A 23566-nucleotide genomic window follows, 5' to 3' on the forward strand; every position below is an offset into this window, starting at 1 on the left:
GTGGCCTCTAAAGAAGTTTTAAGCAAAACTCACACTACCAAGTCATTTTTTAGAGTACAATACCTTAGATGAAAAGAAAGGTGGCACCCGGAATCGAACCGGGGATAGAGGCTTTGCAGGCCTCGGCCTTACCGCTTGGCTATGCCACCAAAAAACGTAAGGAAATCCTAGTTTAAGCGAAATACGATTTTATAGTCAGTAGGAAATCTTGCGAGAATATATAACGTTGCTTGCATTCATGTAGTATATTTATTTATATTAACGAACGGAATATTCGAAATGCGCTCTGATTTAATCCTACGACTCACAAATGATGTGTTTATTCTAACAGTATAGCTCTGAGTAGATGTATTTTAATAAGATACAAAAGGCTGAAGAATGCGATCTATCTTACTAGAAGATTGGGTATCATTAATGCTATCCGATGTGAAATATCCAAGGTCTGGTAAAAAGATTTCTGGGGTTGCTATTGATAGCCGTCGGGTGCATCCCGGGGACTTATTTTTTGCTCTTTCTGGACAATGTACAGACGGGCATCGTTTCCTTAAACAGGCAGCTCAAGCTGGAGCTGTAGCGGCAGTCGTTTCTAAAGATTATTGTGGAGATTCTTTTGGTTTAGAGTTAGTTGTTGTTAACGACACAACGGAAGCATTGAAAGAAGCAGGAGAAAGTCAAAGTCATTTATTTCAGGGAACAATCGTCGGTATTACCGGATCTATTGGAAAGACAACTACAAAAGTATTTGCGAAAACTTTCCTTTCCTCAGTTTATAGGGTATATGCCAGTCCTAAAAGCTATAACTCTCAACTTACTGTTCCTTTAAGCCTATTAATGGCAGATGGTGATGAGGATTTTATACTTTTGGAAATGGGTGTTTCTGAACCAGGAAATATGAAGGATTTACTTTCTATAGTGGAACCTGAAGTTTCTGTGATTACCAATGTGGCGGATCAACATGCTATGAATTTCTCTGATAGAGGAGTTCAAGGCATTGCTGAAGAAAAAGGGCGTATCTTACAAAATAGTCGCGTACAACTTCTCCCTAAAGATTCTCCATGGTATTCTCACTTTGTAAAACAGTCCCCATCTTCTGAGAAGTTTTCTTTTGCTTTTCATGACGAAACTGCTGATTTTTATTATAAAGCTATTCGTAAGGATAGCGTGGTCATAAGTACTCCTGAAGGTGATATAGATTTTGCAATTTCTTTCCCGTATCAACCAGCCTATAGTAATTTATTAATAGCTTTGTCCTTGGCTTGGCTTCTTGATGTTCCTGTCGATAGGATTGCCCACTCTTGTTGTGATTTACAACTCCCCCCCATGCGTTTTGAGCAAAGCATGCGAAATGGTATTCAAGTAATCAATGACGCCTATAATGCCTGCCCAGAAGCAATGATTGCTGCTTTAGATGCGATTCCTAATCCTTCAGAAGGTAGGAAAGTTATACTCATCTTAGGTCATATGGCAGAATTAGGGAATTATTCTGAGGCAGGTCATACCGTTGTTGCTGAAAAAGCTTTATCAAAAGCGGGTATTATTTTCTTCATTGGAGAAAAATGGTTACCGATTCAGCACTTATTAAAACAAGGTCCTTGTGAAGTTTCTTTTCATCCATCTGCTCAGAGTATAGAAGAAATTTTAAAGAAAGTCGTTCAGCAAGGAGATATTGTCTTGTTAAAAGGATCACGATCCTTAGCTTTAGAGTCTCTATTAAGCTGTTTTTAATTTTTAATACTTTACTTATGAGTTCTGTATTTCCTTATTTTAATGAATCATCGATTCTCTTATTGGCAACAGTATCTGGCCTGGCATTTTCCCTGGGGATTTTCTTAGGGAAACCTATGATATGCTGGTTAAAGAAACAGAATCATTACGATCAAGTGCATAAGGATTACTGTGAGAAGCTCGATATCCTTCATCAAGATAAAAAACACACGCCTACAGCTGGAGGTATACTTTTTTGTGTAGTTTTATTAACTACTGTATTCTTTTGGCTTCCTTTAGGGGGACTTGCAACGTGGCTATTCGTGTTTCTGATAGTCAGTTGGGGAGCTTTAGGTTGGTATGACGATATAGTAAAAAAGAAAAGAAAAAAAGGACATGGAATAACAGCAAAACAGAAATTTGTTTTGCAGCTATTAATCTCCGCACTCACAATCCTAGCTATATTTTCTCTATATAAAGGTAATGCCCTATTTTACACATTAAAGGTTCCTTTTTTTGGGGCTATTTCTTTTGGACATGGTATTTTAAGTAAACTTTTCTATTTTGCTTTAGCAATGTTGGCAATCGTAGGGACTAGCAATGCTGTAAATCTTACCGATGGTCTCGATGGTTTGGCAGCAGGAACTACATGCATGAGTGCTTTTGGTTTGTTAGTAGTTGCTGTTGCAAGTCCTACAATTCCTTTAGCACAAGATGTATCCATACTCTTAGCTGCATTAATAGGGATAAGCTTCGCTTTTCTAAAATATAATCGTTCTCCTGCTCAGGTATTTATGGGTGATACAGGATCCTTACTTATCGGAGGAGTATTAGGTAGTTGTGCTGTTATGCTTCGTGCGGAATTGCTTTTAATTTTATTGGGCGGTGTTTTTGTCGCAGAAGCAGGATCGGTAATTTTACAAGTTGGTAGTTATCGATTGAGGAAAAAGCGTATTTTTCTATGTTCCCCTCTACATCATCATTATGAGTATAAAGGTATTCCAGAGACAAAAGTTGTCCTGCGTTTTTACGTGGCGGGACTGCTTTGTATGATTTTAGGGATCACCGCAGCATTATGGAGATAATTTGTGCACAACCAACGTGTTATAGTTTTAGGATCAGGTGTTACAGGGAAATCTGCAGCAGAGTTTCTTCATAATCGAGGAGATTATGTTGTTGGAATCGACGGATCTTTAGATGCTCTAAATTCTTGTAGTTTCTTCTATGAGCGTCATCTAGATAATATTGAAGAATTTCCTGAAGATATCGATTTGTTTGTACGTTCCCCGGGGATCAAACCTTCACATGGCTTGGTAATTGAAGCAAAACGTAGGAATATTCCTATTATCACTGATGTCCAACTTGCTTTTCAGGATGCAGAATTTCATCGATATCCCTCCATCGGAATTACAGGATCCGCAGGGAAAACAACAACGGTATTGTTTTTAGTCCATTTACTACGCTCTGTAGGAACTAATGCTTTTACTATGGGGAATATAGGAGTGCCTATTCTTCAGGCAATGCGTCAAAAAGGTGTTCGTGTTGTTGAAATTAGTTCTTTTCAATTGGCTGAGCAAGAAATAGAGGTCCCTGTACTATCAGGAGCTGCTATTTTAAATGTTTCTGATAATCATTTAGATTATCATCAAACCTTAGCAGCCTATAGCGAAGCGAAAAATAACATTGTTAAATGTTTGCAATCATCTAAGTCTTTATGGGTTGGGGAAGGTATTTCATCTGGAAAATCCTATTTGGATTATACTAGAGAAATAGCTTCAATTTTAGATAAAGGGAGTGCATTAAAACCACTATACTTGCATGATAGGAATAATTATTGCGCGGCTTACACTTTAGCTAATGAGATATCGAATATTCCTTTGGAAGCGTTTTTACAGGCAATTCAAACCTTTAAAAAACCTCCCCATAGAATAGAATATCTGGGAGAAAAAGATGGCGTGCGTTATATCAATGATAGTAAAGCTACAACTATGAGCTCTGTAGAAAAAGCTCTGATAGCTGTGAAAGAAAACGTCATTGTTATTTTAGGCGGAAGGAATAAGGGGAGTAACTTTACTTCTTTGATTCCAGTCCTTACTCAAACGGTAAAACATATTGTGGCTATGGGGGAATGTCGAAACGAAATTACCCAAGCTTTATCTGGTAGTCTTCCTTTAACTCAAGCCCGCGATCTACAAGAAGCGGTAGGTATAGCCCAGAGTATCGCACAGCCTGGTGATGTAATACTATTATCTCCTGGGTGTGCTAGTTTTGATCAGTTTCAGAGCTTTGAGGAACGAGGAGATTGCTTTAAGCAATTGGTTGGTGACATGGAGGCATTACAAGTATGAACCGTAGAGATACGATTATAATTGCAACTTTAGTGAATGCAGTTTTGGTGCTAGTATTATTCACTACAGCAAAACATGCTGATAAGAAAAATGCAGATGTATTGCTTCCTCCTTTACCAGCAAAGCTTGTTGAATTTGTTCCTACTTCTACGGAAAAAGTACAAGAAAAAATAGAAAAGCTTGAAAAGCCTACCGTAGAGACTGTCCCTCAACGTGTTTCTAAAGAGGAATTGGCAGTACAATTTGCAGAAAATAAACCTGTAGTTGTCAAAGCTTCTCCAGTACCTAATGTTCCTCAGACAACTCCTCCGGTTCCAATCACAAATCCTACTCCTGAACCAAAAGTCCAAGTTGTTAAAGAAGCTCCTAACAAAGAAGCTTATGCGACGGTTATTGTGAAAAAAGGAGATTTCCTAGAGCGTATTGCTAAGGCAAATCATACGACTGTAGCTGTTCTTATGCAGATTAATGATCTATCTTCTACACAATTGAAGATAGGTCAGGTATTAAAGGTGCCCGTGTCTGATAAGCAAGAAGAATCTAAAAAACCTCAGGTGAAAGTCTCTAGTGCTGAAGATTTCTATACTGTTCAAGAAGGCGATAGTCCTTGGACTATAGCTTTACGTAATCATATCCGTCTTGAAGATTTACTAAGGATGAATGATCTTGACGAAAATAAGGCACGTAAACTTAGACCCGGAGATCAGTTGCGTATACGGTAATCTTTCTCTAGGCCCAATATGAAGTGGTTCATTGTTTCATGTTTGTTAGGGATTTTTTCTCTGGGTCTAGTTATGGTTTTCGATACTTCTTCAGCTGAAATTCTGGATCGTTCTCTAGCCTGCAGTACACATAAAGCTTTAATTCGTCAGATTACTTATCTATTGTTAGGATTAAGTCTTTCTTCTTTAGTTTATATGACAGGATGGAAAGATTTTCTAAAAATGAGTCCTACATTATTGCTTATTGCAGGAATAGCTCTTATTGCTGTTTTAATTCCTGGGATAGGAGTGTGTAGAAATGGCGCGAAACGTTGGTTAGGTATAGGACAACTTACTTTACAGCCTTCTGAATTTGTGAAGTACCTTGTTCCTTGTGTGGCTATAGAATACCTCGTTTTCCGTCCTCAATATCGAGAAAATTTTAAACTATTTCTTAAGCTAACTACAACGCTGTTTATTCCTATTTTATTGATCGCCATAGAGCCTGATAATGGTTCTGCAGCTGTGATTGCTTTTTCTTTGATTCCTGTATTTATTATGACAGCTGTGCGGTTGCGTTATTGGTTGCTTCCTTTGTTATGCATTCTTGTTGTTGGAGGTGCTCTTGCCTATAGAATGCCTTACGTACGGCATCGATTAAATGTCTATCTCCATCCAGAATTGGATATTAAAGGGCGAGGCCATCAGCCATATCAGGCAAAAATTGCTGCGGGATCAGGAGGATTATTAGGAAAGGGACCGGGAGCAAGTTTACAGAAGCTTACTTACCTACCTGAAGCGCAAAATGATTATATTGCTGCTATATATGCTGAAGAATTTGGTTTCATTGGTATGCTGCTTTTGATTCTGCTATATATGTATTTTGTTTATGGCGGTTACGTTGTTGCTATTCGAGCATCTTCTTTAGAAGCAGCTTCGTTAGCAATAGCTATTACAGTAATTATCGGAATGCAAGCTTTTATGAATTTAGGCGTTGTGTCAGGATTATTACCGAGTAAGGGAGTAAATCTTCCTTTTTTCAGCCAAGGAGGATCCTCTTTGATTGCTAATATGTGTGGTGTTACCTTGCTATTAAGGGTGTGTGATGAAGAAAATCAACAAAATAGCTTTAGCCGTCGGAGGATCGGGAGGACATATAGTTCCAGCTCTGGCAACAAGAGAAGCATTTTGTAAAGAAGGTATAGACGTTCTTCTTTTAGGGAAGGGATTGGATAATCACCCGAATCTTTATGAACAAAATGTACATTACAAAGAAATTCCCTCAGGCTTGCCGATAATTACTAACCCTGTAACAGCTATTCGTAGAACATGTTCCTTATATAAGGGATATAAGAAAGCTAAAAAAGAGCTCATGATTTTTGATCCCGATGTTGTTATTGGATTCGGTAGTTATCATTCTCTTCCTGTATTGATGGCGGCACTAAAAAAGAAAATTCCTATATTTTTACATGAGCAAAATCTTGTTCCTGGTAAAGTAAACAAGCTCTTCTCACGTTTTGCTAAAGGTGTAGGAGTATCTTTCTCTCCAGTAACTAAGAATTTTCGTTGTCCTTCACAAGAGATCTCTTTACCAAAAAGAGCCTTTTCTTCTTTTAGTCCTATTGTAGAACGTCTCACATCGCATTCTCCAACAATTTGTGTTGTGGGAGGCTCTCAAGGAGCTAAAACATTAAATGATTACGTTCCATCTGCCCTTGTAGAGGTTGCCAAGGATTACCCGAATATGTATGTTCACCATATTGCAGGACCTAAAGGTGATGTTGTTTCTATACAGCATATCTACAGTCGTGGTGATGTATCTTTCTGTGTAAAACATTTCGAGCAAGATATGCTCAATGTTTTACTTTCATCAGATCTGGTAATTAGTCGCGCAGGAGCTACAATTTTAGATGAGTTGTTATGGGCGCAAAGTCCTTCGATACTCATCCCGTATCCAGGGGCTTACGGACATCAGGAAGAAAACGCAAAGTTCCTTGTCTATACTGTAGGGGGAGGGTCGATGATTTTAGAAAAACAACTTTCTCAAGAGGTTTTGACTAAAAACATTTTGCTTGCTCTAGATTCTGAAACTATTAAAAATAGGCGAGAGGCGCTGCGAGCTTATTATCATAACAAATCCGCGAAGTCTTTTTATCAATTTATTTGTGAATGTTTGTAGGTAATCTATGGATACGAAAAACCACTATCATTTTATAGGTATTGGTGGAATAGGAATGAGTGCATTAGCTCATATTTTATTAGACCGTGGGTATTCCGTATCAGGTAGTGATTTAAATCAAGGTGCTATTGTAGATAAACTTATTGCTAAAGGTATAACGTATTTTCCCGGACATAAAGAAAGTCACGTTCCTGAAGATTGTACTATTATCTATGGATCGGGGATTGCTAAGGATAATGTAGAATATAAGGAAGCTTTACGAAAACAATTGCCTATATTACATCGTGCTGAGCTTCTTGCCTTTTTAATGCAGGAGCAAACCAGCATTTTAGTTTCGGGAAGTCATGGGAAAACTACCGTATCCTCGCTAATTACAGCAATTTTTCAAACAGCAAAAAAAGATCCTTCTTATGCTATTGGAGGGTTGAATTCTTTATGTTTAAATGGATATTCCGGAAAGTCAGAATACTTTATTGCGGAAGCTGATGAAAGTGATGGCTCTTTAAAACACTACCTTCCTAAGGTTGCGGTAGTTACAAACTTAGATAATGAACATCTAAGTAATTTTGAAGGAAGTAAGGAAAAACTTGCATTAACAATCGAAGAGTTCTCCCGTAAAGTTGATAACCCGAACTTATGTTTTTATAATGGCGATTGCCCAGGACTTAAGGGAAGGATTTTAGGAACATCTTATGGATTTTCTCAAGATTGCAATCTGTATATTTATTCGCATCGTCAAGAAGGATGGTGTTCTATTTTTTCTCTATCTTTTCTAGGAAAAGATTACTTGGATATAAACCTCAATTTGATAGGCAAGCATAACATCGCAAATGCTGCGGTAGCTGTGGGTATAGCATTAACCTTTGGTATTGAAGAGGCAAGCATTAGAGAAGCTCTGAAAAGTTTTTCTGGCGTGCAAAGACGTATGGAAAGGAAGAATGTTTCTGAGAGATTCTTGTTCCTTGAGGACTATGCTCATCATCCTTCTGAGATTTCTTGTACCTTAAGAGCGCTGCGAGATGCCATAGGATTGCGTCGTATAGTCGCTATATGTCAACCCCATAGATTTTCTAGATTACAATATTGTTTAGACGAGTTTTTTAGCGCTTTTCAAGATGCTGATGAGGTAGTTCTTACAGATATCTATAGTGCAGGAGAAACACCACTAGATTTACCTTCTCCTGAGAGACTGGCAGAGATAATTTCTTTATCTTCTTATGTTTGTTGTACCTATATTCCCTATGATAATGTTGTAGAGTATTTAAAACGAGAAGTCCGCGTTCATGATGTCTGTGTATCTTTAGGAGCAGGGAATATTTATGCTGTAGGAAATGCTCTAAGGGATTTTGAACCAAGGAAATTATCTGTAGGAGTGATTTGCGGAGGGAAATCTTGCGAACATGATATATCTTTATTATCCGCAAGAAATGTTGTTCAGTATCTTTCCCCGCAATATTATGATATGCAGTATTTTGTTATTAATCGACAGGGATTGTGGTCGAAAGTAGCGAATTTTGATGAAGGAAGTTATTGCGAGAGGACATGTCATCATGTGCTATCTTCAGAAATTGCCCAGACTTTAGTTGGTTTAGACTTTATTCTTCCAATTCTACATGGCCCTTGTGGGGAAGACGGTATGCTTCAAGGATTTTTAGAAACTATCGATAAGCCTTATGGAGGGCCATCATTGCTTTTCTCGGCCATCAGTATGGATAAGATTATGACAAAACGTCTTGCAGCTTCTGTAGGGATCCCTGTGGTTCCTTATCAACCGTTAACTTTACATGCCTGGAAACGGACTCCGGAAATATGCATGCACAGAATTTTAGAGACTTTTACTTTTCCTATGTTTGTGAAAACAGCTCATTTAGGATCAAGTATCGGTATATTTGAAGTTCATAATGAGACAGAACTAAAATCAAAAATATCTGAAGCATTTCTATACGATACCGACGTATTTATTGAAGAAAACCGTTTGGGATCTCGAGAAATCGAAGTGTCTTGTCTTGGGGATGCCACCAGTTGTTATTATATTTCTGAACCACACGAACGTCGCGGATCAAAAGGATTTATTGATTACGAAGAGAAATACGGATTAAATGGTAAATCTAGTGCTAAAATACAATATAATCTGGATCTTCCTGAAGAATTTAAAATGCGAGTGAAAGAACTTACAGAACGTGTATATCGTGTTATTCAAGGTGAAGGATCCTGTAGAATCGATTTCTTTTTAGATAGAGAAGGAAATTTTTGGCTTTCTGAAATGAATCCTATTCCAGGAATGACAGAATCTAGCCCATTTTTACATGATTTTGTGCGTTTGGGATGGACTTTCGAACAAGTCGTGCATCAACTAATTATATCGGGATTACATAAGTTTGATCAGAAAAGGAAAGTCAATAATAATTTTAATAAGCAATCCTTATTAACCGCGAAGAGCTAAAAACTCCGTTAAGGGGTTTTTAGCTATTGCCAAACTCTATTTATGAAATGTAAGAAAGTAGTGAATATTATTCAGAATGGTTATTATGGCTGCATTGGTGATGCGTTGAAGATGCTTCCGAATCTTCCTCATCAGCTGAACAGCAGTTGCCTCGGCCACAACATTGATGGGCCATTCCTGAGTCATTAGAGTTGTCTGAATCAAGACAAAAACTACTAGAAGCATCCTCGTTTTCGTCAACAGATTCTCTACTGCCTTCGGGCTGAATCAAGTCGATTTGTATCTTCTTTTTTAGTCTCGCGCACACACGTCTAAGAATGGTTCTTAGTGCGTGTATGGTATTTCCTCGTCTACCTATGATCTTCCCTATATCATCGGGAGCCACACGTATTTCTAGCTTTATAGATTCACCTGACTCATCCTGAATAGAACGAATTTCCACAGCTTCAGGATCAGCAACTAAATTCTTTACGATATATGCTACAAACTCTTCCATAAAATCCAAATTAAATTGAGATGTGGAAAAAAAGAATAAGACACTTACGTATCCTTCAAAGTTCCGGAAAAGATTATACCTATTTTAGAAAAAACGTCAAGATTTATTCATTCCTGGGGCATTTGTGGGGCAGTTTCTGGAGATAGCCATTGTAAATATTTTTCATTTCCATCGTCAATTTTAACAAAAATGATTTCAGGAACATCATAAGAACATAGGGATTGAATGATTGCAGAAATTGCTGAAAATCGCGCAGATGTTGTTTTGATTTGCATTTGATATTCTTCGGAAACGCAAAGTTTGCCTTGCCACATATAAGTAGATTTTCCTTTTTGGAAAATATGAACACAAGCGGCAAGCTTCTGAATCACTAAAGTATTAGAAATATTCTCGGCTTCTTCTTGAGAAGATAGCTGAGTAAAGATGATTATAGGAGTCATATCTTACTTAATAATAAATGGTTGGGGAATCTTAAATCATAGATATAAGATTGTTGAGAGTCAATTACAGCACTATTTTGCGTGAGATGATAATTTTTCAATCCCTCACCTAATCCATGATATTGGAATCTTAAAAGATTTCCTGAAGACAAAACGACAGTTAGCTCCATAGGATACATTTCGGTAAGGGATAAATCGATAATTACAGGAGGGTCTTCTTTTAAGTCTTCAATGAGAAGATACGCGATGTCTATTTTCCATGAAGGTAAAACAGAAAAATTTAAATCTTTTTTAGAAAAAAAGATTTTGGGAAGTTTTTGGGATTTGAAAAAAGGCTGACAGGGGAATTGTTCTCCTAAACGATTAATTAGAGTGTTGGTTTGATTCCCTAGATAGCCAATCGGAGAATGCAGAGAATAAAAGATGATGATTCCTTTATTATCGGGAATCTTTTCTATAGTTACAGAAGAAAATATACCTAAATTTTTTAAAGTAGCCTCTGCTTTCTTAGTCGTAAATTGGTGCAGAAACGTTGGATTATCTGCAGAGAGTTGTAGTGTTTCTGAAAAAATAACTTCGGGAATTCTAGAAGGAGATGACGAAACTAGGAAAATATTTTTAATTGGGAGAGCTTTTGTTGTGGGGAATGAAAAAGTCTCGGGAAACAAAAGCCAATGAATGATAGGGATAAAGATCAGTATGCTAAGGAAAATGCATAGTAATGCATAAGAGATAGAGTATCTCGGTCCAGGAGAAAAAAGCATTTTTATAAAGCTTCTTACCATGGGTGCGCATTGTTTTTTATTTTTATCGTAAATAATATCGCTAATATTTGCGAAATACTATTTGGAGTTGCTTTTATGGATTGGATAACTAAACAGTACGGTGATATTCTTGTTGTTTCTTTGGAAGGAGCTTTAGATGCTGTTTCTGTGCCAAAGGCAGAGGTATTTCTAGATAAGAAAGTGCAGGAAGGTAAGCATAAAATGGTGCTGAACTTTCAACAAGTTACTTATATGAGTAGTGCAGGGATCCGTCTTTTATTTTCACTATCTAAATTACTGCAATCTCGCCAAGGCCTCCTTTGTATTTGCTGTGTTCAAGATGTAGTTGCGGAAGTTATTCGCATAGCAGGTGTTGATCAATTGTTACCTGTTTGCCAATCAGAACAAGAATGTTTCACTAAATTTTAATCCTATTGCATATGCGTGCTCCCGAATTTCAATCTAATGCTATAACATCTACAGGATATGATGTCTGCTTAGATCCGCAAAGGTCATTTGCAAAACTGTTTAAACGTACTGTGATTTTACTTTCAGGACCCACAGGATCGGGTAAAACGGATGTTTCTTTATGGCTAGCGCCTATGATTGATGGTGAAATTATTTCTGTGGATTCTGTGCAAGTTTATCGTGGCATGGATATTGGTACAGCAAAAGTATCTATAGAAGCTAGACAGCGTATTCCTCATTATTTGATAGACATCTGCCATGTCCAAGAACCTTTTAATGCTGTCGATTTTTATTATCAGGCTATGCAGGCATGTCAAAATATTCTTTCTAGGAATAAAGTCCCTATCCTTGTTGGAGGGTCTGGTTTTTATTTTCATACTTTTCTTTCCGGTCCTCCTGAAGGCCCGCCTGCAGATCGCGAATTTCGAGATCAGCTTGCTTTTTATATTCACGAGCATGGTTTATCATTTTTATATGAGAATCTTTATCAGAAAGATCCTGAATATGCGCAGAGCATAACAAAGAATGATAAGAATAAAATCATTCGTGCTTTAGAAATTATCCATTTTACAGGCAAGAAGGTTTCAGAGCATAACTGGAGCATGGAGGCTCAAGAATCTAGGGAATATAATTGTCGGGGTTGGTTTTTATCGTCTCCAAAAGAGCTTTTGCGCGATAATATTCAATTGCGTTGTCAGAAGATGCTAGAAGATAATTTAATTGATGAAGTGCATAGGTTGCTTGAGCAGGGAATAAGAGAGAACTCCTCAGCATCGAAAGCCATAGGCTATAGAGAGTGGATTGAATTTATTGATCAAGGATCCCCGGAAGCATCCTATGAGGGTGTGAAACAAAAATTCATTGCAAATACTTGGCAATATACCAAAAAACAAAGAACTTGGTTTAAACGCTACCCTATGTTTCGCGAGCTGCCTACTCTAGGATTGACAGCAGAAGCTATAGCGGAAAAAATCGCAGAAGACTATTTCCTTCATGGTTGATGTATAGGTGTCTCTATATGTTCATAGAACGTATTCCTTTCTACAGGAATGAAACCTTCAGAAGCAATCATTGCGCGGGTTTCCTCTTCTGAACTTTTTAATGTCCATCCCGTACATTTATGAACGCTTTCATCAATAATCGTTCCTCCGAAATCATCTGCTCCGTAGTGTAGCCCACGAGCTCCTTGCTCTTTCCCTTCTCCAAACCAGGAGGCTGCTATGTGCTCAAAGTTATCTAAAAAGATTCGAGAGAGAGCTAAAATACGATAATACATTTCAGGAGGTGCTTGATTAGGGACTTTGCGCCCTAGAGCTGTATTTCCAGACTTATAACTCCAAGGAATGAAGCTATAGAATCCTGGAATTTCATCTTGGGCATTTCTTAGAGCCTCCAAATGTAGAAGAATGTCATGAGCGGTTTCTACATGGCCAAACATCATAGTAGCTGTAGTCTTAAAACCTAAACGATGAGCGAGCTTATGGAAGTTAATCCATCCATCAGGACCCATTTTTTTTGGTGATAAGATTTTACGTACGCGCTCAGAGAGAATCTCTGCTCCTCCCCCAGGGATAGTTCTTTGTCCCGCTTCCCAAAGTTTTCTTAAAGCTTCTTCTGTGCTAATCCCTGAAACTATGGCTGCATGTGAAATTTCGACAGCGGAAAAAAAATGAGGATGTAGAGAGGGAAATTCTTTAACAGTGATGTGCACTAATTCTTCGAGATAATCCACGCCCAATCTTGGGTGGACGCCTCCTTGAAGAAGAACAGTTTTAACCCCCATAGATATATATCGTTGCATTAAAGAACGGAATTCGTCAAAAGAAAGAAGGAATGCATCAGAAGAGAGAGGCTTTCTGTAAAAGGCACAAAAGGTACAATCAATTTTACAAATATTAGTGTAGTTAGGATTGGCGTCTAGGACATAAGTGACTTTATTATCAGGATAACGTTGCTCACGCAAAATATTCGCAGCTTCCTGTAGTTTCTCTAAAGGACTTGTTCTGAATAACTCCAATCCTTCGTCAAAGGAAATTCTAGTAGATAAGTGCATAAAAACGATTGACGATAATGTAGTACGGGGGCAAACTTTATCTTCTATTCATTATTTCTTTGTCAAGCCCTACACCCTAAGTTGTTATTATGGATACTTCAGACAACAGCTTTCATTCTTTAGAAGCAAAACAAGGTTCTATAGTGGTTTCTAGTGAGGAATCGAAATCCAAACGTGATGATATTTCTGACGCCGCAATGACTAATGAATCCTTTACCATATTTACTCAAGAGTTAACTGGATTTTCATCGATAGAAGACCAGGTGGCTTTTAGTTTAGAGAAAATGGAGCAAGCCTTAAGAAACAACCAAGGAGCAAATTTAAAGCTGTTTTGGGCGATACGAAAGCACTGTCTTCCATTATTCCATCAAGTAGAAAACGTTGGTAAGCGGGCTGAATTTTGGCGTCGCTACATTGATTTAACGAAGGAAGGACGGCATATTAAATCCTTACAAGATGAAGAAGGGACTTTTGTTGTTGGACAGATTGAGTTAGCCATATCTTGCCTTGAGCAAGATGTCACTAGTTTCTTAGACGGAACCAATCCTCTGACGGTGCAAGAAGAACAGTCCGTATTTTTAGAGACCCAGACTTTGGAAAAACGCAAGACCTTTTATAAGGATTTGCATGCCTCATTAGTTTGGTTAAGTAGTTTTTCCGCAAGAATTATTGATTTGCGAAAAGAATTGATGAATGTTGGCATGCGTATGCGGCTGAAAAGTAAGTTTTTCCAACGTTTATCCTCTCTAGGAAATCAAGTGTTCCCAAAAAGAAAAGAACTTATTGAGAAGGTCAGTGAAGCTTTTTCAGAAGATATCGAGTCTTTTGTTTCCAAGTATTTTTCTCGTGCAGATAAGGACACATTAAAACGCTCCGTTTTTTTTTTACGGAAAGAAATCAAAAATTTACAGCAAGCTGCTAAATGCTTAGCTGTTTCCTCTGCCGTATTTTCTGACACCCGCTTGAAACTAAGTAAATGCTGGGATCAGCTGAAAGGTCTAGAAAAAGAAATTCGTCAGGAACAAAGTCGATTAAGAGTTACATCAGCAGAAAACTCTAAAGATGTTCGTGAGCAATTAACAAGTATCGCTCAGATGTTGGAAGAGGGTGGCGATCTTTTCAAAATTCGCAAGGATCTAGATGCGGCTGGAAAACGTATACGTGCTCTAGATTTGGTTCATGACGATGTAGTTGCTTTAAAAGCAGAATTACAAATTCTTTTTGAAAAGCTTCATGAAAAACAGGATGCTGCAGAACAAGTTTATCAGGAGCAATTAGCTCGAGATAAACAGATCAGACAAGAAGCTATCAAAGAATTAACTGATAAAATCTATGTATTTTCTGAAAAGTGTATTTCTGGAGATATTCATCCAGAGGCGCGTTCAGATTGGCAGGAACTGAAAGAATCCTTAACCAAAGCAGTTTTTCTATCTGCTTCGGAAAGAATAGCCTTAGATAATCGATTAAATCTAACTTTGCAGCATATAGCAGCGTTTTTTGAAGAACAACTGCTGTCTTCTCCTGATTCTCGTGAAAAACTCACAAATATGCGACAGGTTTTGTTCCAGAGACAAGAGCGTCGCAAGGAGTTGAAGGATAAATTAGAGCAGGATAAAAAACTTCTTGGATCTTCGGGTCTAGATTTTGATCGTGCTATGCAATATAGTGCTCTAGTTGAAGAAGACAAACGCGCTTTAGAGGAATTGGATCAAGGGATTCTTGATCTAAAGCGACAAATTCAGCAGTTAACATGAGACGATCTTGTATATATGCTTTTGATTTAGATGGTACATTGCTACGAGGTAATAGTAGTATAGGGTTTTATAAATACGCCTTGGGGCGTCGCTTATTCTCTTATAAAACCCTCCCTTCTTGCTGTTTGTTTTTTCTGCGTTTTCGATTTTTTTTTTTAGATTTGCCCTCGTTTTATTCGCGAATCGTCTCTTCCTTACTTACAACGGTTTCTTTTGAAGAACTTTCTTCTATGGCGGTGGAGTTTGCACACACGCTAGGTGAAAAAGATTTTTATTACCCTACTTTAGAAAAATTTCATGAAGCTTTGGAGGATTCCTCAGGTGAAGTCATGATCTTTTCTTCATCCCCGGATTTTATTGTTCGACCCATAGCCGAGAGACTTGGGGCGAATATGTGTTATGCCTCGGGATTTCAAGAGTTTTCTAGAGGGCAAATGCTTGCAAATCAATGTCTGACTGGGGATAATAAGGCGAAAATACTCAGCCACCTTAAAAAAATAGGACGGGCAAGAAGTCATACTTTCTCAGATCATATCTTGGACTTACCCTTTCTTCTTCTGGGTGAGGAGAAAACGGTAGTGCGACCTAAGGGCAGACTGAGAAAAATGGCCAGAAAGTATTATTGGAATATTATTTAACCTAAGAAAAAAAGCTCGACCTTATCCTAGATAATCGAGTATTCTCATGCCAGTTTCTATGGAATTATTTTGCTTTAATTTATTAAAAGTAATTGCCAAAGTTATTGATAACAAAAAGGGCAATAACCCTGTTGTCTTAGATGTCCGTGCCATTTCTCAGCTCACAGATTATTTTATTTTTGCTGAAGGGAATGTCGGTGTACATGTAAAAGCTTTGGCAGACACTATCGTACAGGAATTAAAAAAGTATAATCTCGCTCCTTTACATGTAGAGGGATTAAGCCATGGTGACTGGGTAGTTATAGATTACGGATTTATCGTCATTCATCTATTTGTCTCATCCATCAGAGAACAATATCGATTGGAAGAGCTGTGGAAGGACGGTTCCATTATTACATCCAAGCTTCTAGCTTCTTAACGGGGTAGAATAACTTTATGAATAAAAAACGTGTAGTAGTCACGGGATTGGGTGTTGTTTCTTGTTTAGGCAATGAAATAGACACCTTTTATGATAATTTGCTTGCTGGTATCAGTGGCGTTCATACAATCACTTCTTTTCCATGCGAAGATTATGCTACCCGTTTCGCAGCTTGGATTCCTGAATTTAATCCCGAGCCTTATTTAGATAAAAAACAAGCACGCAGAGTTGATCCTTTTATTACTTATGCAGTAGTTGCAGCTAAAAAAGCTATTGCAATGTCTCGATGGGATAAAGACAATCTTCCTGCTGACCCCCTCCGTTGCGGTGTTGTCATCGGTTCTGGTATGGGAGGATTGCAGACTTTAGATGAAGGAATGGAGCGTCTTATTGTTGGCAATAAGAAGCTTTCTCCATTTTTTATACCCTATATTATTACTAATATGGCTCCTGCGCTTATTGCCATGGATTTTGGACTTATGGGTCCGAATTATTCGATATCCACAGCATGCGCAACTTCGAATTATTGTATTGATGCAGCTTATCAACATCTTGTTTCCGGACGTTCTGACATGATAGTTTGTGGTGGAACTGAGGCTGCAGTAAACCGTGTCGGATTGGCCGGTTTTATTGCTAACCGAGCTTTATCGGAAAGGAATGATTCTCCTCAAGAAGCCTCTCGTCCTTGGGATAGAGATAGAGATGGTTTTGTTATAGGTGAGGGAGCTGGAATTTTAGTTTTAGAAACTTTAGAGAACGCTTTGAAGCGAGGAGCTCCGATATATGCGGAGATACTTGGTTCGTATACTACTTGCGATGCTTTCCATATTACAGCTCCCAGAGATGATGGAGAGGGCATTACGTCATGTGTTCTTGGAGCTCTAGAAAGTTCTGGTATTCCTAAAGAACGTGTAAATTATATTAATGCTCATGGAACATCAACTCCTCTAGGAGATATATCGGAAGTTTTGGCATTGAAAAAAGCTTTCGGTAGTCATGTCAAAAATTTACGAATGAATTCCACAAAGTCTCTTATAGGCCATTGTCTGGGAGCGGCTGGAGGGGTCGAAGCTGTTGCAACAATTCAAGCAATTCAAACGGGTAAATTACATCCTACAATTAATTTAGAAAACCCGATTGCAGAAATTGATGATTTTGATGTGGTTGCGAACAAGGCCCAGGATTGGGACATTGACGTTGCTATGTCGAATTCTTTTGGTTTTGGTGGACATAATTCAACGATATTATTCTCGAGGTATATACCCTAATTATGATGAAGACAAAGTATGAATACTCTTTTGGTATTATTCCCATAAAGTTTTTTGGTACTCCAGATAGAAGTACACTGAAGGCTTGTTTTATCTGCCATACCCAAGGTAAGCATTGGGGATTTCCTAAAGGTCATTCTGAAGATAAAGAAGGCCCTCAGGAGGCTGCGGAAAGAGAGCTTGTTGAAGAAACAGGCTTAAGTGTAGTCAATTTTTTCCCAAAAGTTCTTGTGGAACACTACTCTTTTAATGATAACGAGGTATTTGTTCGCAAAGAAGTTACTTACTTTTTAGCAGAAGTTCAAGGGGATGTACATGCAGATCCAGATGAAATCTGTGATGCTCAATGGTTAAGCATTCAAGAAGGTATGCGTTTATTGAGTTTCCCCGAACTTAAGGATATCGCTGGAGAAGCAGATAAATTTATCAATAGTTATCTCTTCTCATTCTGAGTTATAAATATAAGGAGAGGGGAACCTCTCCTTAAACATTTATATCGTTGTTTTTTCTCTAGAAAATTTATTCAGATAATCTTGATGAGCTAGTTCAATTACCTTTTGAGCTTCTTTCTTTCCGTAGATACCTACGATTTCAATTTTTGCAGGTTTGCCGTGGATCAAATGCTCAGGAGTTGCTTTATAAGTTAGAAAGTAGTGTTGGATCATATCCAGAACTGTGCAGGGACAATCTGAAATATCTTGGATTTCTGAAAATACTAAATCATCTTCAAGAACAGCGATAATCTTATCGTCGGCTTCTCCAGAATCGATAATACGTAATCCTCCGATAGGACGTGCTTGAAGTAAGATATTCCCATGAGTGATATTCTTTTCAGTCAGCACGCAGATATCCAAAGGATCATCATCTCCTTGAATATTCTCTTTTAGGCTTTGTTCCCCACTATATTTTCCAGATAGTTCTCCACAATATGTTCTAGGCAATAATCCGTATAGACATGGGCAGAAATTAGAAAATTTCTGAGGACGGTCTACTTTTAATAAACCTGTAGCTTTGTCTAATTCAAACTTTACAGAATCTTGGGGAGTAATTTCTATATAACAGCATAGAGATTCGTAGTTATCTTGAGTTAGTATAGGACCGTGCCAAGGATGCATGATTGATAAAGATTGTTTTTCAGACATAAGCGACTCTCGTTATAGACTTTTTTTTATTTTCTTAATCTTCTGGAGGACCCTAGCGTAGCATGTGGGGAATTTTAAGAGAAGGAGGAGGGTTTGGTTAATTGACTTTTAATTAAATCTATACAATACTTTCGTATTATAATTACAAATCCTTCCACTTATAAGATTATGAAATATCCCCTAGTGTTCAAAGATATAAATATAGAAGATTATGAGCGTGTGATAGAGGTAACGTGCGAAAGCGTTCAGCTACACGCGTTAATCGCTATCCATCAGACACTAGTAGGCCCCGCATTAGGCGGTGTTCGTGCTTTTGCTTATGGTTCTTTTGATGATGCTCTAACAGATGTTTTGCGTTTGTCTAGGGGTATGACATATAAAGCAATTCTCAGTGAGACAGGAACGGGAGGAGGAAAAAGCGTTATCATCCTTCCTAGCGGTATGACACGGCCTACTGAGGATATGCTCAGAGCTTTTGGTCAGGCAGTGGACTCTCTTGGTGGTCAATATATAGCGGCTGAAGATATGGGGGTCTCTGTTAGTGATATCAATATCATCAATCAAGAGACTCCTTGGGTATGCGGTATAGAAAGCATAAGCGGTGACCCCTCAATTTATACAGCTCATGGAGTCTTTTTATGTATAAAAGAAACTGCAGAACAGTTGTGGGGGAACTCTTCTTTGAAAGGAAGAAAGATCGGTATTCAAGGACTCGGTGCAGTCGGTAGGAAGTTATTACACTCTTTATTTTTTGAAGGTGCGGAACTTTATGTTTCCGATACGAATCAAGAAATTCTTGATGAGGTTACAAAATTCTACAGCGTAACTGTTGTTGCTAAAGATGCTTTCCCAACATTAGAATGTGATATTTTTGTTCCGTGTGCATTTGGAGGAGTGATTAATAGAGATAATGTTTACAATTTACGTTGTCGTGCAATTGTTGGAGCTGCAAATAACCAATTAGAAAACGCTTCTTTAGGTGCTGTGCTTCATGCTCAGGGGATATTATACGCCCCAGATTATCTAGCTAATGCTGGAGGCCTATTAAACGTAGCCCTAGCTGTCGGAAGACCGTATTGTCCGAAGACAGTCCTACAAAAGGTCTGTAAGCTTCCTGTTGTTCTTAGAGAAATTTATGAACAGAGCGAAGATTCAGATCGAGACACTGTAATTCTATCCGATAGTATAGTAGAAGAAAAACTAACTACTTATGTCTAATAAGCGAGTAAGTTCTCTTCGGGAACGATATTCATACGTTCCTGAAGAGCTTCTAAAGTAATCCTATGAATATCCTCATTTCCAGAAGCTAGAATTATGGGATGGTTTTCTAAAATGAAATCCTCCCTACGGTAATTTAGCGGATTCCCAAAAATGTCAGAAACTATACCTCCAGATTCCTCGACCAAAAATGCTCCAGGAGCATGATCCCAAGCTTTTGCTTGGGAAATAGCAAAAGGATAACGGATAAAAAAGTCTACAGAGCCTTCGGCAACCATAGCATATTTGTATTGACTATCAACACGGTAAGCCTGAGGTTGTCCGGGGAGCGATAAACTTAATAGACGTGTGGTGTGGTGTTGTTGATTGCGTGCTGCTAAAGAAGCCTCACAAAACTTTCTCGTTAACGTAGTTCCAGATTTTAAATAACGTTTAGATTCAATTGCTGTGCCAAATAACGAAGTGCCATAGCTTTTAGCTGCAGAATAGATTTTAAATGTGTGTGGATCTGTCGATGGGCAGGCCATAACAGCAAGTATGGGCTTATCCTCATAAATTAGAGACACTGCGGTTGCAAAAAAACGATTTTTGATAAATCCAGATGTACCATCAATAGGATCAACGAGCCAATATAATGAAGAGATTTCTTGATAGGGTGTTAACGTCTCTAAAAGATCTTCGGATGTTGCCTTAGGATCTAGCTTATGAACAAATTCTAAAATTTTATTAATTTTATGATTATCACTTACAGGATCTAGGACTTCCTCTCCTATAAATGGAATATGAGGGAAGGTTGTTGATAGTTTTTTTTGAAGACAATATTGGACAGCATAATCTGCAGGAGTAACAAAAGACCCGTCGGGTTTTGTCCAGAAATGGACCAGCGGGAGGCGTTGTCGATAACGAATTAACTCGGCGATTGTTTTCTCAACTATACTTTCTGCAACTCTTTGATAATCTAACAAATGAGACGGCATAGTGATTTTTTTCCTAAGTAATAGCTAAACCATACTATCAAAAGACAGGATTATGTTAAACTTGCTAGAGGGGTTGTAAGAGAATTTGTTATGGAAAAAGGTTACCTATGATAGTTAAGATGTGGCGCACTATCTATGAAGCTACTTATGCTTTTCTCGTTGGCTCTGCTTTAAAATTGCGCTACAAGATAAAATTAGAGGGTCTAAAGTCTCTAAAACCCAATCCTAATCAAGGAATTCTATTTTTATCAAATCATGTAGCTGAAATTGATCCTGTAATTCTTGAATACTTATTTTGGCCGCGCTTTCATGTGCGCCCTCTTGCTGTGAATTATTTATTTAAAAATGCCGTAGTTCGCTGGTTCTTGAATTCTGTAGGGGCTATACCTGTTCCAACTGTTGTTCCCGGAAGAGAATGTAAAAAGACTGTTGAGCAGATGGAAGAATTTTATAATCAGACAATTAGTGTCCTAGATAATAAAGGCAGCGTTTTATTATATCCTGCTGGCAGATTATCAAGGAACGGTAAAGAAGAAATAGTTAATCAGTATTCGGCATACGTGCTATTGCATAAATCTAAGGAGTGCAATGTATTTTTGATACGTATTAGCGGATTATGGGGCAGTGCTTTTTCGCGTTATAAAACTCAATCTACACCTAAGTTGGGTATAGTATTTAAAGAAGCTATGAAAGCCCTATTACGCCGGGGATTATTCTTCATGCCGAAACGCTTTGTGAAAGTAACAATACATCAGATAGACAACGATTTCTTAAAACAATTCCCCACGAAACAGGATTTGAATGCTTTTCTTTCTTCATGGTTTAATGAGGGTAAAGAGGGTTTTCCTATAGAAGTTCCTTATGCCTAATGTAGGGGAGTTATGGTATGCATAAGCGTTGGAATTACTCTAATAAACGTTGTATAGGTTTACGAGACGGTTACACAGTTTTAGAGAAGTTTTTAAAACTTTGTTCAGAAATGAAATCGGATGCTGGTTGTTGGGATGAGCAACTTGGTATCTTATCTTACGATGATTTACGTAAGGCCATTATAGCTTTAGCTTTAAAAGTATCTAAATATTCTGATCAGAATATTGGGGTTATGATGCCCGCTTCTGCAGGAGCTTACATTGCCTATTTTGCTATACTATTATCTGGTAAAGTTCCTGTTATGATTAATTGGAGTCACGGACTTCGCGAAATGGCAGTTTGTATTGAGCTTGCTAATGTAAATCATATACTAACTTCTAAACAGCTTGTTGAGCATTTGCGACAGATCCATGGCGATGGTGTTGAGTATCCAGCGCAACTAATTTACATGGAGACCATACGTAGACAAATCTCCCTTTGGGATAAAGTGCGCATAGCGTTTTATCTCTCTCTTCCTTACCGTTTGTTAATGCGATTATTCGATATCTCAGGACAGAGCGAGGAAAAAATTGCTGTTATTTTATTTACATCGGGGACAGAGAAACTTCCTAAAGGAGTTCCATTAACACATGCGAATCTTTTAGAGAATCAGAAGGCCTGTTTGAAATTCTTTGATCCTGTAGAAACTGATATCATGATGTCGTTTCTACCTCCATTTCATGCTTATGGATTTAACTGCTGTGCTCTTTTCCCTATGCTTGCAGGTTTGCCTGTGGTTTTCTCCTACAATCCTTTACAACCTAAAAAAATTGTAGAACTTATAGATAAAACTCACGCGACTTTTTTAGGTAGTACGCCTATCTTTTTCGATTACATTTTGAAGACTGCTAGAAAACAAGAATCTTTGTTAAGCTCTTTGCGTTTTGTAGTTATTGGTGGTGATGCTTTTAAGGATTCCTTAAGAGAGAAATCAGAGAAAGATTTCCCGCATATTATTCTTCGTCAGGGCTATGGGACTACAGAATGCTCTCCGGTTGTTACGATTAATAATGAAGATAGCCCAAAGGATGAATCCTGCGTTGGTATTCCTATTGAAGGTATGGATATCATGATTGTTTCCGAGGAAACTTATGTTCCTGTGTCATCGGGAGAGATAGGTTTGGTTGTTATCCGTGGGACATCTCTCTTTTCTGGTTATCTAGGAGCTGATCCTAATCAAGGATTTGTTCAGCTGGGAGGGGATAAGTGGTATGTGACAGGAGATTTAGGATACTTAGATAAAAATGGTCAGTTATTTTTAAAAGGAAGGCTTAGTCGTTTCGTAAAAATCGGTAGTGAGATGTTAAGTTTACAAGCTTTAGAGAGCTTACTTACTGAAGGTTTTGGGCTGCCTGAAGAACAAGAAGGTATTTCGTTAATTGTTTGCGGTCTTCCTGGTGAGAAGATAAGACTATGTTTATTCACGACGTTTTCTACAACTCTCAATGAAGTAAATGATATCCTAAAAAACTTAAAAACAAGTAGCATAATGAAGATATCCTATCAGCATCAACTGGAATCTATCCCGATGCTGGGCACAGGAAAGCCTGATTACCGAGCTTTAAATTCTCTAGCTCTTTCTCTGTTTCATGGGGACTAATAAAAGACACTTGAATAGTTAAAGATTCTAGATTTCAAGGAAAAGA

Annotated in this window: 23 protein-coding genes and 1 tRNA gene; 17 read left to right on the top strand and 7 right to left on the bottom strand. The window is 38.0% G+C overall.

Annotation, left to right across the window (positions count from 1 at the left end):
• Positions 1-78 precede the first annotated feature (78 nt).
• A tRNA-Cys gene (locus tag O1W70_RS03700) sits at positions 79-149 on the bottom strand.
• 229 nt (positions 150-378) lie between these two features.
• Here O1W70_RS03700 and murF point away from each other — a divergent pair.
• From murF to O1W70_RS03735, 7 genes are read left to right on the top strand one after another with little or no spacing between them, the layout of a single operon-like run.
• Positions 379-1725 carry a UDP-N-acetylmuramoyl-tripeptide--D-alanyl-D-alanine ligase gene (murF, locus tag O1W70_RS03705; protein WP_332381023.1) on the top strand — a complete coding sequence of 449 codons (1347 nt, stop codon included), beginning with the start codon at positions 379-381 and terminating at the stop codon, positions 1723-1725.
• A 17-nt stretch (positions 1726-1742) separates the two neighbouring features.
• The gene (gene mraY, locus O1W70_RS03710; RefSeq protein ID WP_332381025.1) at positions 1743-2789 is read left to right on the top strand and encodes a phospho-N-acetylmuramoyl-pentapeptide-transferase; all 1047 of its coding nucleotides are present in this window, start codon (positions 1743-1745) and stop codon (positions 2787-2789) included.
• Positions 2790-2792: 3 nt separating this feature from the next.
• Positions 2793-4052, top strand: coding sequence for a UDP-N-acetylmuramoyl-L-alanine--D-glutamate ligase (murD, locus tag O1W70_RS03715; RefSeq protein WP_332381026.1), 1260 nt, complete (start codon positions 2793-2795; stop codon positions 4050-4052).
• Entirely contained in the window at positions 4049-4774 is a 726-nt protein-coding gene (locus O1W70_RS03720) for a LysM peptidoglycan-binding domain-containing protein (protein ID WP_332381027.1), read from the top strand. Before murD ends, O1W70_RS03720 begins: the two co-directional genes overlap by 4 nt.
• 18 nt (positions 4775-4792) lie before the next feature.
• The gene (ftsW, locus tag O1W70_RS03725; protein WP_332381029.1) at positions 4793-5947 is read left to right on the top strand and encodes a putative lipid II flippase FtsW; all 1155 of its coding nucleotides are present in this window, start codon (positions 4793-4795) and stop codon (positions 5945-5947) included.
• Positions 5856-6932, top strand: coding sequence for an undecaprenyldiphospho-muramoylpentapeptide beta-N-acetylglucosaminyltransferase (gene murG, locus O1W70_RS03730; protein ID WP_332381030.1), 1077 nt, complete (start codon positions 5856-5858; stop codon positions 6930-6932). The genes ftsW and murG overlap by 92 nt, the downstream gene beginning before the upstream one ends.
• A 7-nt stretch (positions 6933-6939) precedes the next feature.
• Positions 6940-9375, top strand: a complete 2436-nt coding sequence (locus O1W70_RS03735; RefSeq protein ID WP_332381031.1) for a bifunctional UDP-N-acetylmuramate--L-alanine ligase/D-alanine--D-alanine ligase — start codon at positions 6940-6942, stop codon at positions 9373-9375.
• Positions 9376-9442: 67 nt separating this feature from the next.
• Here the strand turns inward: O1W70_RS03735 and O1W70_RS03740 are convergent, their stop codons facing one another.
• From O1W70_RS03740 to O1W70_RS03750, 3 genes are all read right to left on the bottom strand, one after another.
• A complete protein-coding gene (locus O1W70_RS03740; RefSeq protein ID WP_332381033.1) occupies positions 9443-9871 on the bottom strand; it encodes a KH domain-containing protein in 429 nt (142 codons plus the stop codon).
• Positions 9872-9978: 107 nt separating this feature from the next.
• Complete coding sequence (cutA, locus tag O1W70_RS03745) at positions 9979-10311, bottom strand: divalent-cation tolerance protein CutA (protein ID WP_332381035.1); 333 nt, start codon at positions 10309-10311, stop codon at positions 9979-9981.
• A complete protein-coding gene (locus O1W70_RS03750; protein ID WP_332381037.1) occupies positions 10308-11096 on the bottom strand; it encodes a hypothetical protein in 789 nt (262 codons plus the stop codon). Before O1W70_RS03750 ends, cutA begins: the two co-directional genes overlap by 4 nt.
• 75 nt (positions 11097-11171) lie before the next feature.
• Here O1W70_RS03750 and O1W70_RS03755 point away from each other — a divergent pair, with 75 nt between their 5' ends.
• Positions 11172-11504 (top strand): STAS domain-containing protein, encoded by a 333-nt coding sequence (locus tag O1W70_RS03755; RefSeq protein WP_332381040.1) that lies wholly within the window; start codon positions 11172-11174, stop codon positions 11502-11504.
• 11 nt (positions 11505-11515) lie between these two features.
• Positions 11516-12544 carry a tRNA (adenosine(37)-N6)-dimethylallyltransferase MiaA gene (gene miaA, locus O1W70_RS03760; protein ID WP_332381042.1) on the top strand — a complete coding sequence of 343 codons (1029 nt, stop codon included), beginning with the start codon at positions 11516-11518 and terminating at the stop codon, positions 12542-12544.
• Here miaA and mqnC read toward each other — a convergent pair.
• Positions 12535-13596 carry a cyclic dehypoxanthinyl futalosine synthase gene (gene mqnC / locus O1W70_RS03765; protein ID WP_332381044.1) on the bottom strand — a complete coding sequence of 354 codons (1062 nt, stop codon included), beginning with the start codon at positions 13594-13596 and terminating at the stop codon, positions 12535-12537. The two genes, miaA and mqnC, sit on opposite strands and share 10 nt — an antisense overlap.
• 89 nt (positions 13597-13685) lie before the next feature.
• Here mqnC and O1W70_RS03770 point away from each other — a divergent pair, with 89 nt between their 5' ends.
• From O1W70_RS03770 to O1W70_RS03790, 5 genes are read left to right on the top strand one after another with little or no spacing between them, the layout of a single operon-like run.
• Positions 13686-15350: a hypothetical protein gene (locus O1W70_RS03770; protein WP_332381046.1), complete on the top strand. Its 1665-nt coding sequence runs from the start codon at positions 13686-13688 to the stop codon at positions 15348-15350.
• Positions 15347-15988, top strand: coding sequence for a haloacid dehalogenase-like hydrolase (locus O1W70_RS03775; RefSeq protein ID WP_332381047.1), 642 nt, complete (start codon positions 15347-15349; stop codon positions 15986-15988). The genes O1W70_RS03770 and O1W70_RS03775 overlap by 4 nt, the downstream gene beginning before the upstream one ends.
• A 58-nt stretch (positions 15989-16046) precedes the next feature.
• A complete protein-coding gene (rsfS, locus tag O1W70_RS03780) occupies positions 16047-16406 on the top strand; it encodes a ribosome silencing factor (RefSeq protein ID WP_332381187.1) in 360 nt (119 codons plus the stop codon).
• A gap of 17 nt (positions 16407-16423) precedes the next feature.
• Positions 16424-17674 (top strand): beta-ketoacyl-ACP synthase II, encoded by a 1251-nt coding sequence (gene fabF / locus O1W70_RS03785; RefSeq protein WP_332381049.1) that lies wholly within the window; start codon positions 16424-16426, stop codon positions 17672-17674.
• A 2-nt stretch (positions 17675-17676) separates the two neighbouring features.
• Complete coding sequence (locus O1W70_RS03790) at positions 17677-18126, top strand: bis(5'-nucleosyl)-tetraphosphatase (protein WP_332381051.1); 450 nt, start codon at positions 17677-17679, stop codon at positions 18124-18126.
• 39 nt (positions 18127-18165) lie between these two features.
• Here O1W70_RS03790 and O1W70_RS03795 read toward each other — a convergent pair whose 3' ends face one another.
• Positions 18166-18816 carry an inorganic pyrophosphatase gene (locus O1W70_RS03795; RefSeq protein WP_332381052.1) on the bottom strand — a complete coding sequence of 217 codons (651 nt, stop codon included), beginning with the start codon at positions 18814-18816 and terminating at the stop codon, positions 18166-18168.
• 168 nt (positions 18817-18984) lie between these two features.
• Here O1W70_RS03795 and O1W70_RS03800 point away from each other — a divergent pair, with 168 nt between their 5' ends.
• Entirely contained in the window at positions 18985-20034 is a 1050-nt protein-coding gene (locus tag O1W70_RS03800; RefSeq protein ID WP_332381054.1) for a Glu/Leu/Phe/Val dehydrogenase, read from the top strand.
• Here O1W70_RS03800 and O1W70_RS03805 read toward each other — a convergent pair.
• Positions 20031-21011 carry an inositol monophosphatase family protein gene (locus O1W70_RS03805; protein ID WP_332381056.1) on the bottom strand — a complete coding sequence of 327 codons (981 nt, stop codon included), beginning with the start codon at positions 21009-21011 and terminating at the stop codon, positions 20031-20033. The two genes, O1W70_RS03800 and O1W70_RS03805, sit on opposite strands and share 4 nt — an antisense overlap.
• Positions 21012-21118: 107 nt before the next feature.
• On the opposite strand from O1W70_RS03805, the gene O1W70_RS03810 reads away from it, so the two are divergent.
• Both O1W70_RS03810 and O1W70_RS03815 read left to right on the top strand, forming a co-directional pair.
• Entirely contained in the window at positions 21119-21880 is a 762-nt protein-coding gene (locus O1W70_RS03810; protein ID WP_332381057.1) for a 1-acyl-sn-glycerol-3-phosphate acyltransferase, read from the top strand.
• 17 nt (positions 21881-21897) lie between these two features.
• The gene (locus tag O1W70_RS03815) at positions 21898-23520 is read left to right on the top strand and encodes an AMP-binding protein (protein WP_332381059.1); all 1623 of its coding nucleotides are present in this window, start codon (positions 21898-21900) and stop codon (positions 23518-23520) included.
• Positions 23521-23566 lie beyond the last annotated feature (46 nt).

The organism is Chlamydia sp. 16-02, assembly GCF_042235055.1.
In the GTDB taxonomy this organism is placed as follows: Bacteria; Chlamydiota; Chlamydiia; order Chlamydiales; family Chlamydiaceae; genus Chlamydia.

Coding starts and splice junctions, on each gene's coding strand:
- murF (WP_332381023.1), top strand. CDS start 379: ATGCGATCTATCTTACTAGAAGATTGGGTATCATTAATGCTATCCGAT.
- mraY (WP_332381025.1), top strand. CDS start 1,743: ATGAGTTCTGTATTTCCTTATTTTAATGAATCATCGATTCTCTTATTG.
- O1W70_RS03720 (WP_332381027.1), top strand. CDS start 4,049: ATGAACCGTAGAGATACGATTATAATTGCAACTTTAGTGAATGCAGTT.
- ftsW (WP_332381029.1), top strand. CDS start 4,793: ATGAAGTGGTTCATTGTTTCATGTTTGTTAGGGATTTTTTCTCTGGGT.
- O1W70_RS03735 (WP_332381031.1), top strand. CDS start 6,940: ATGGATACGAAAAACCACTATCATTTTATAGGTATTGGTGGAATAGGA.
- O1W70_RS03740 (WP_332381033.1), bottom strand. CDS start 9,871: ATGGAAGAGTTTGTAGCATATATCGTAAAGAATTTAGTTGCTGATCCT.
- cutA (WP_332381035.1), bottom strand. CDS start 10,311: ATGACTCCTATAATCATCTTTACTCAGCTATCTTCTCAAGAAGAAGCC.
- O1W70_RS03750 (WP_332381037.1), bottom strand. CDS start 11,096: ATGGTAAGAAGCTTTATAAAAATGCTTTTTTCTCCTGGACCGAGATAC.
- O1W70_RS03755 (WP_332381040.1), top strand. CDS start 11,172: ATGGATTGGATAACTAAACAGTACGGTGATATTCTTGTTGTTTCTTTG.
- miaA (WP_332381042.1), top strand. CDS start 11,516: ATGCGTGCTCCCGAATTTCAATCTAATGCTATAACATCTACAGGATAT.
- mqnC (WP_332381044.1), bottom strand. CDS start 13,596: ATGCACTTATCTACTAGAATTTCCTTTGACGAAGGATTGGAGTTATTC.
- O1W70_RS03770 (WP_332381046.1), top strand. CDS start 13,686: ATGGATACTTCAGACAACAGCTTTCATTCTTTAGAAGCAAAACAAGGT.
- O1W70_RS03775 (WP_332381047.1), top strand. CDS start 15,347: ATGAGACGATCTTGTATATATGCTTTTGATTTAGATGGTACATTGCTA.
- rsfS (WP_332381187.1), top strand. CDS start 16,047: ATGGAATTATTTTGCTTTAATTTATTAAAAGTAATTGCCAAAGTTATT.
- fabF (WP_332381049.1), top strand. CDS start 16,424: ATGAATAAAAAACGTGTAGTAGTCACGGGATTGGGTGTTGTTTCTTGT.
- O1W70_RS03790 (WP_332381051.1), top strand. CDS start 17,677: ATGATGAAGACAAAGTATGAATACTCTTTTGGTATTATTCCCATAAAG.
- O1W70_RS03795 (WP_332381052.1), bottom strand. CDS start 18,816: ATGTCTGAAAAACAATCTTTATCAATCATGCATCCTTGGCACGGTCCT.
- O1W70_RS03800 (WP_332381054.1), top strand. CDS start 18,985: ATGAAATATCCCCTAGTGTTCAAAGATATAAATATAGAAGATTATGAG.
- O1W70_RS03805 (WP_332381056.1), bottom strand. CDS start 21,011: ATGCCGTCTCATTTGTTAGATTATCAAAGAGTTGCAGAAAGTATAGTT.
- O1W70_RS03810 (WP_332381057.1), top strand. CDS start 21,119: ATGATAGTTAAGATGTGGCGCACTATCTATGAAGCTACTTATGCTTTT.
- O1W70_RS03815 (WP_332381059.1), top strand. CDS start 21,898: ATGCATAAGCGTTGGAATTACTCTAATAAACGTTGTATAGGTTTACGA.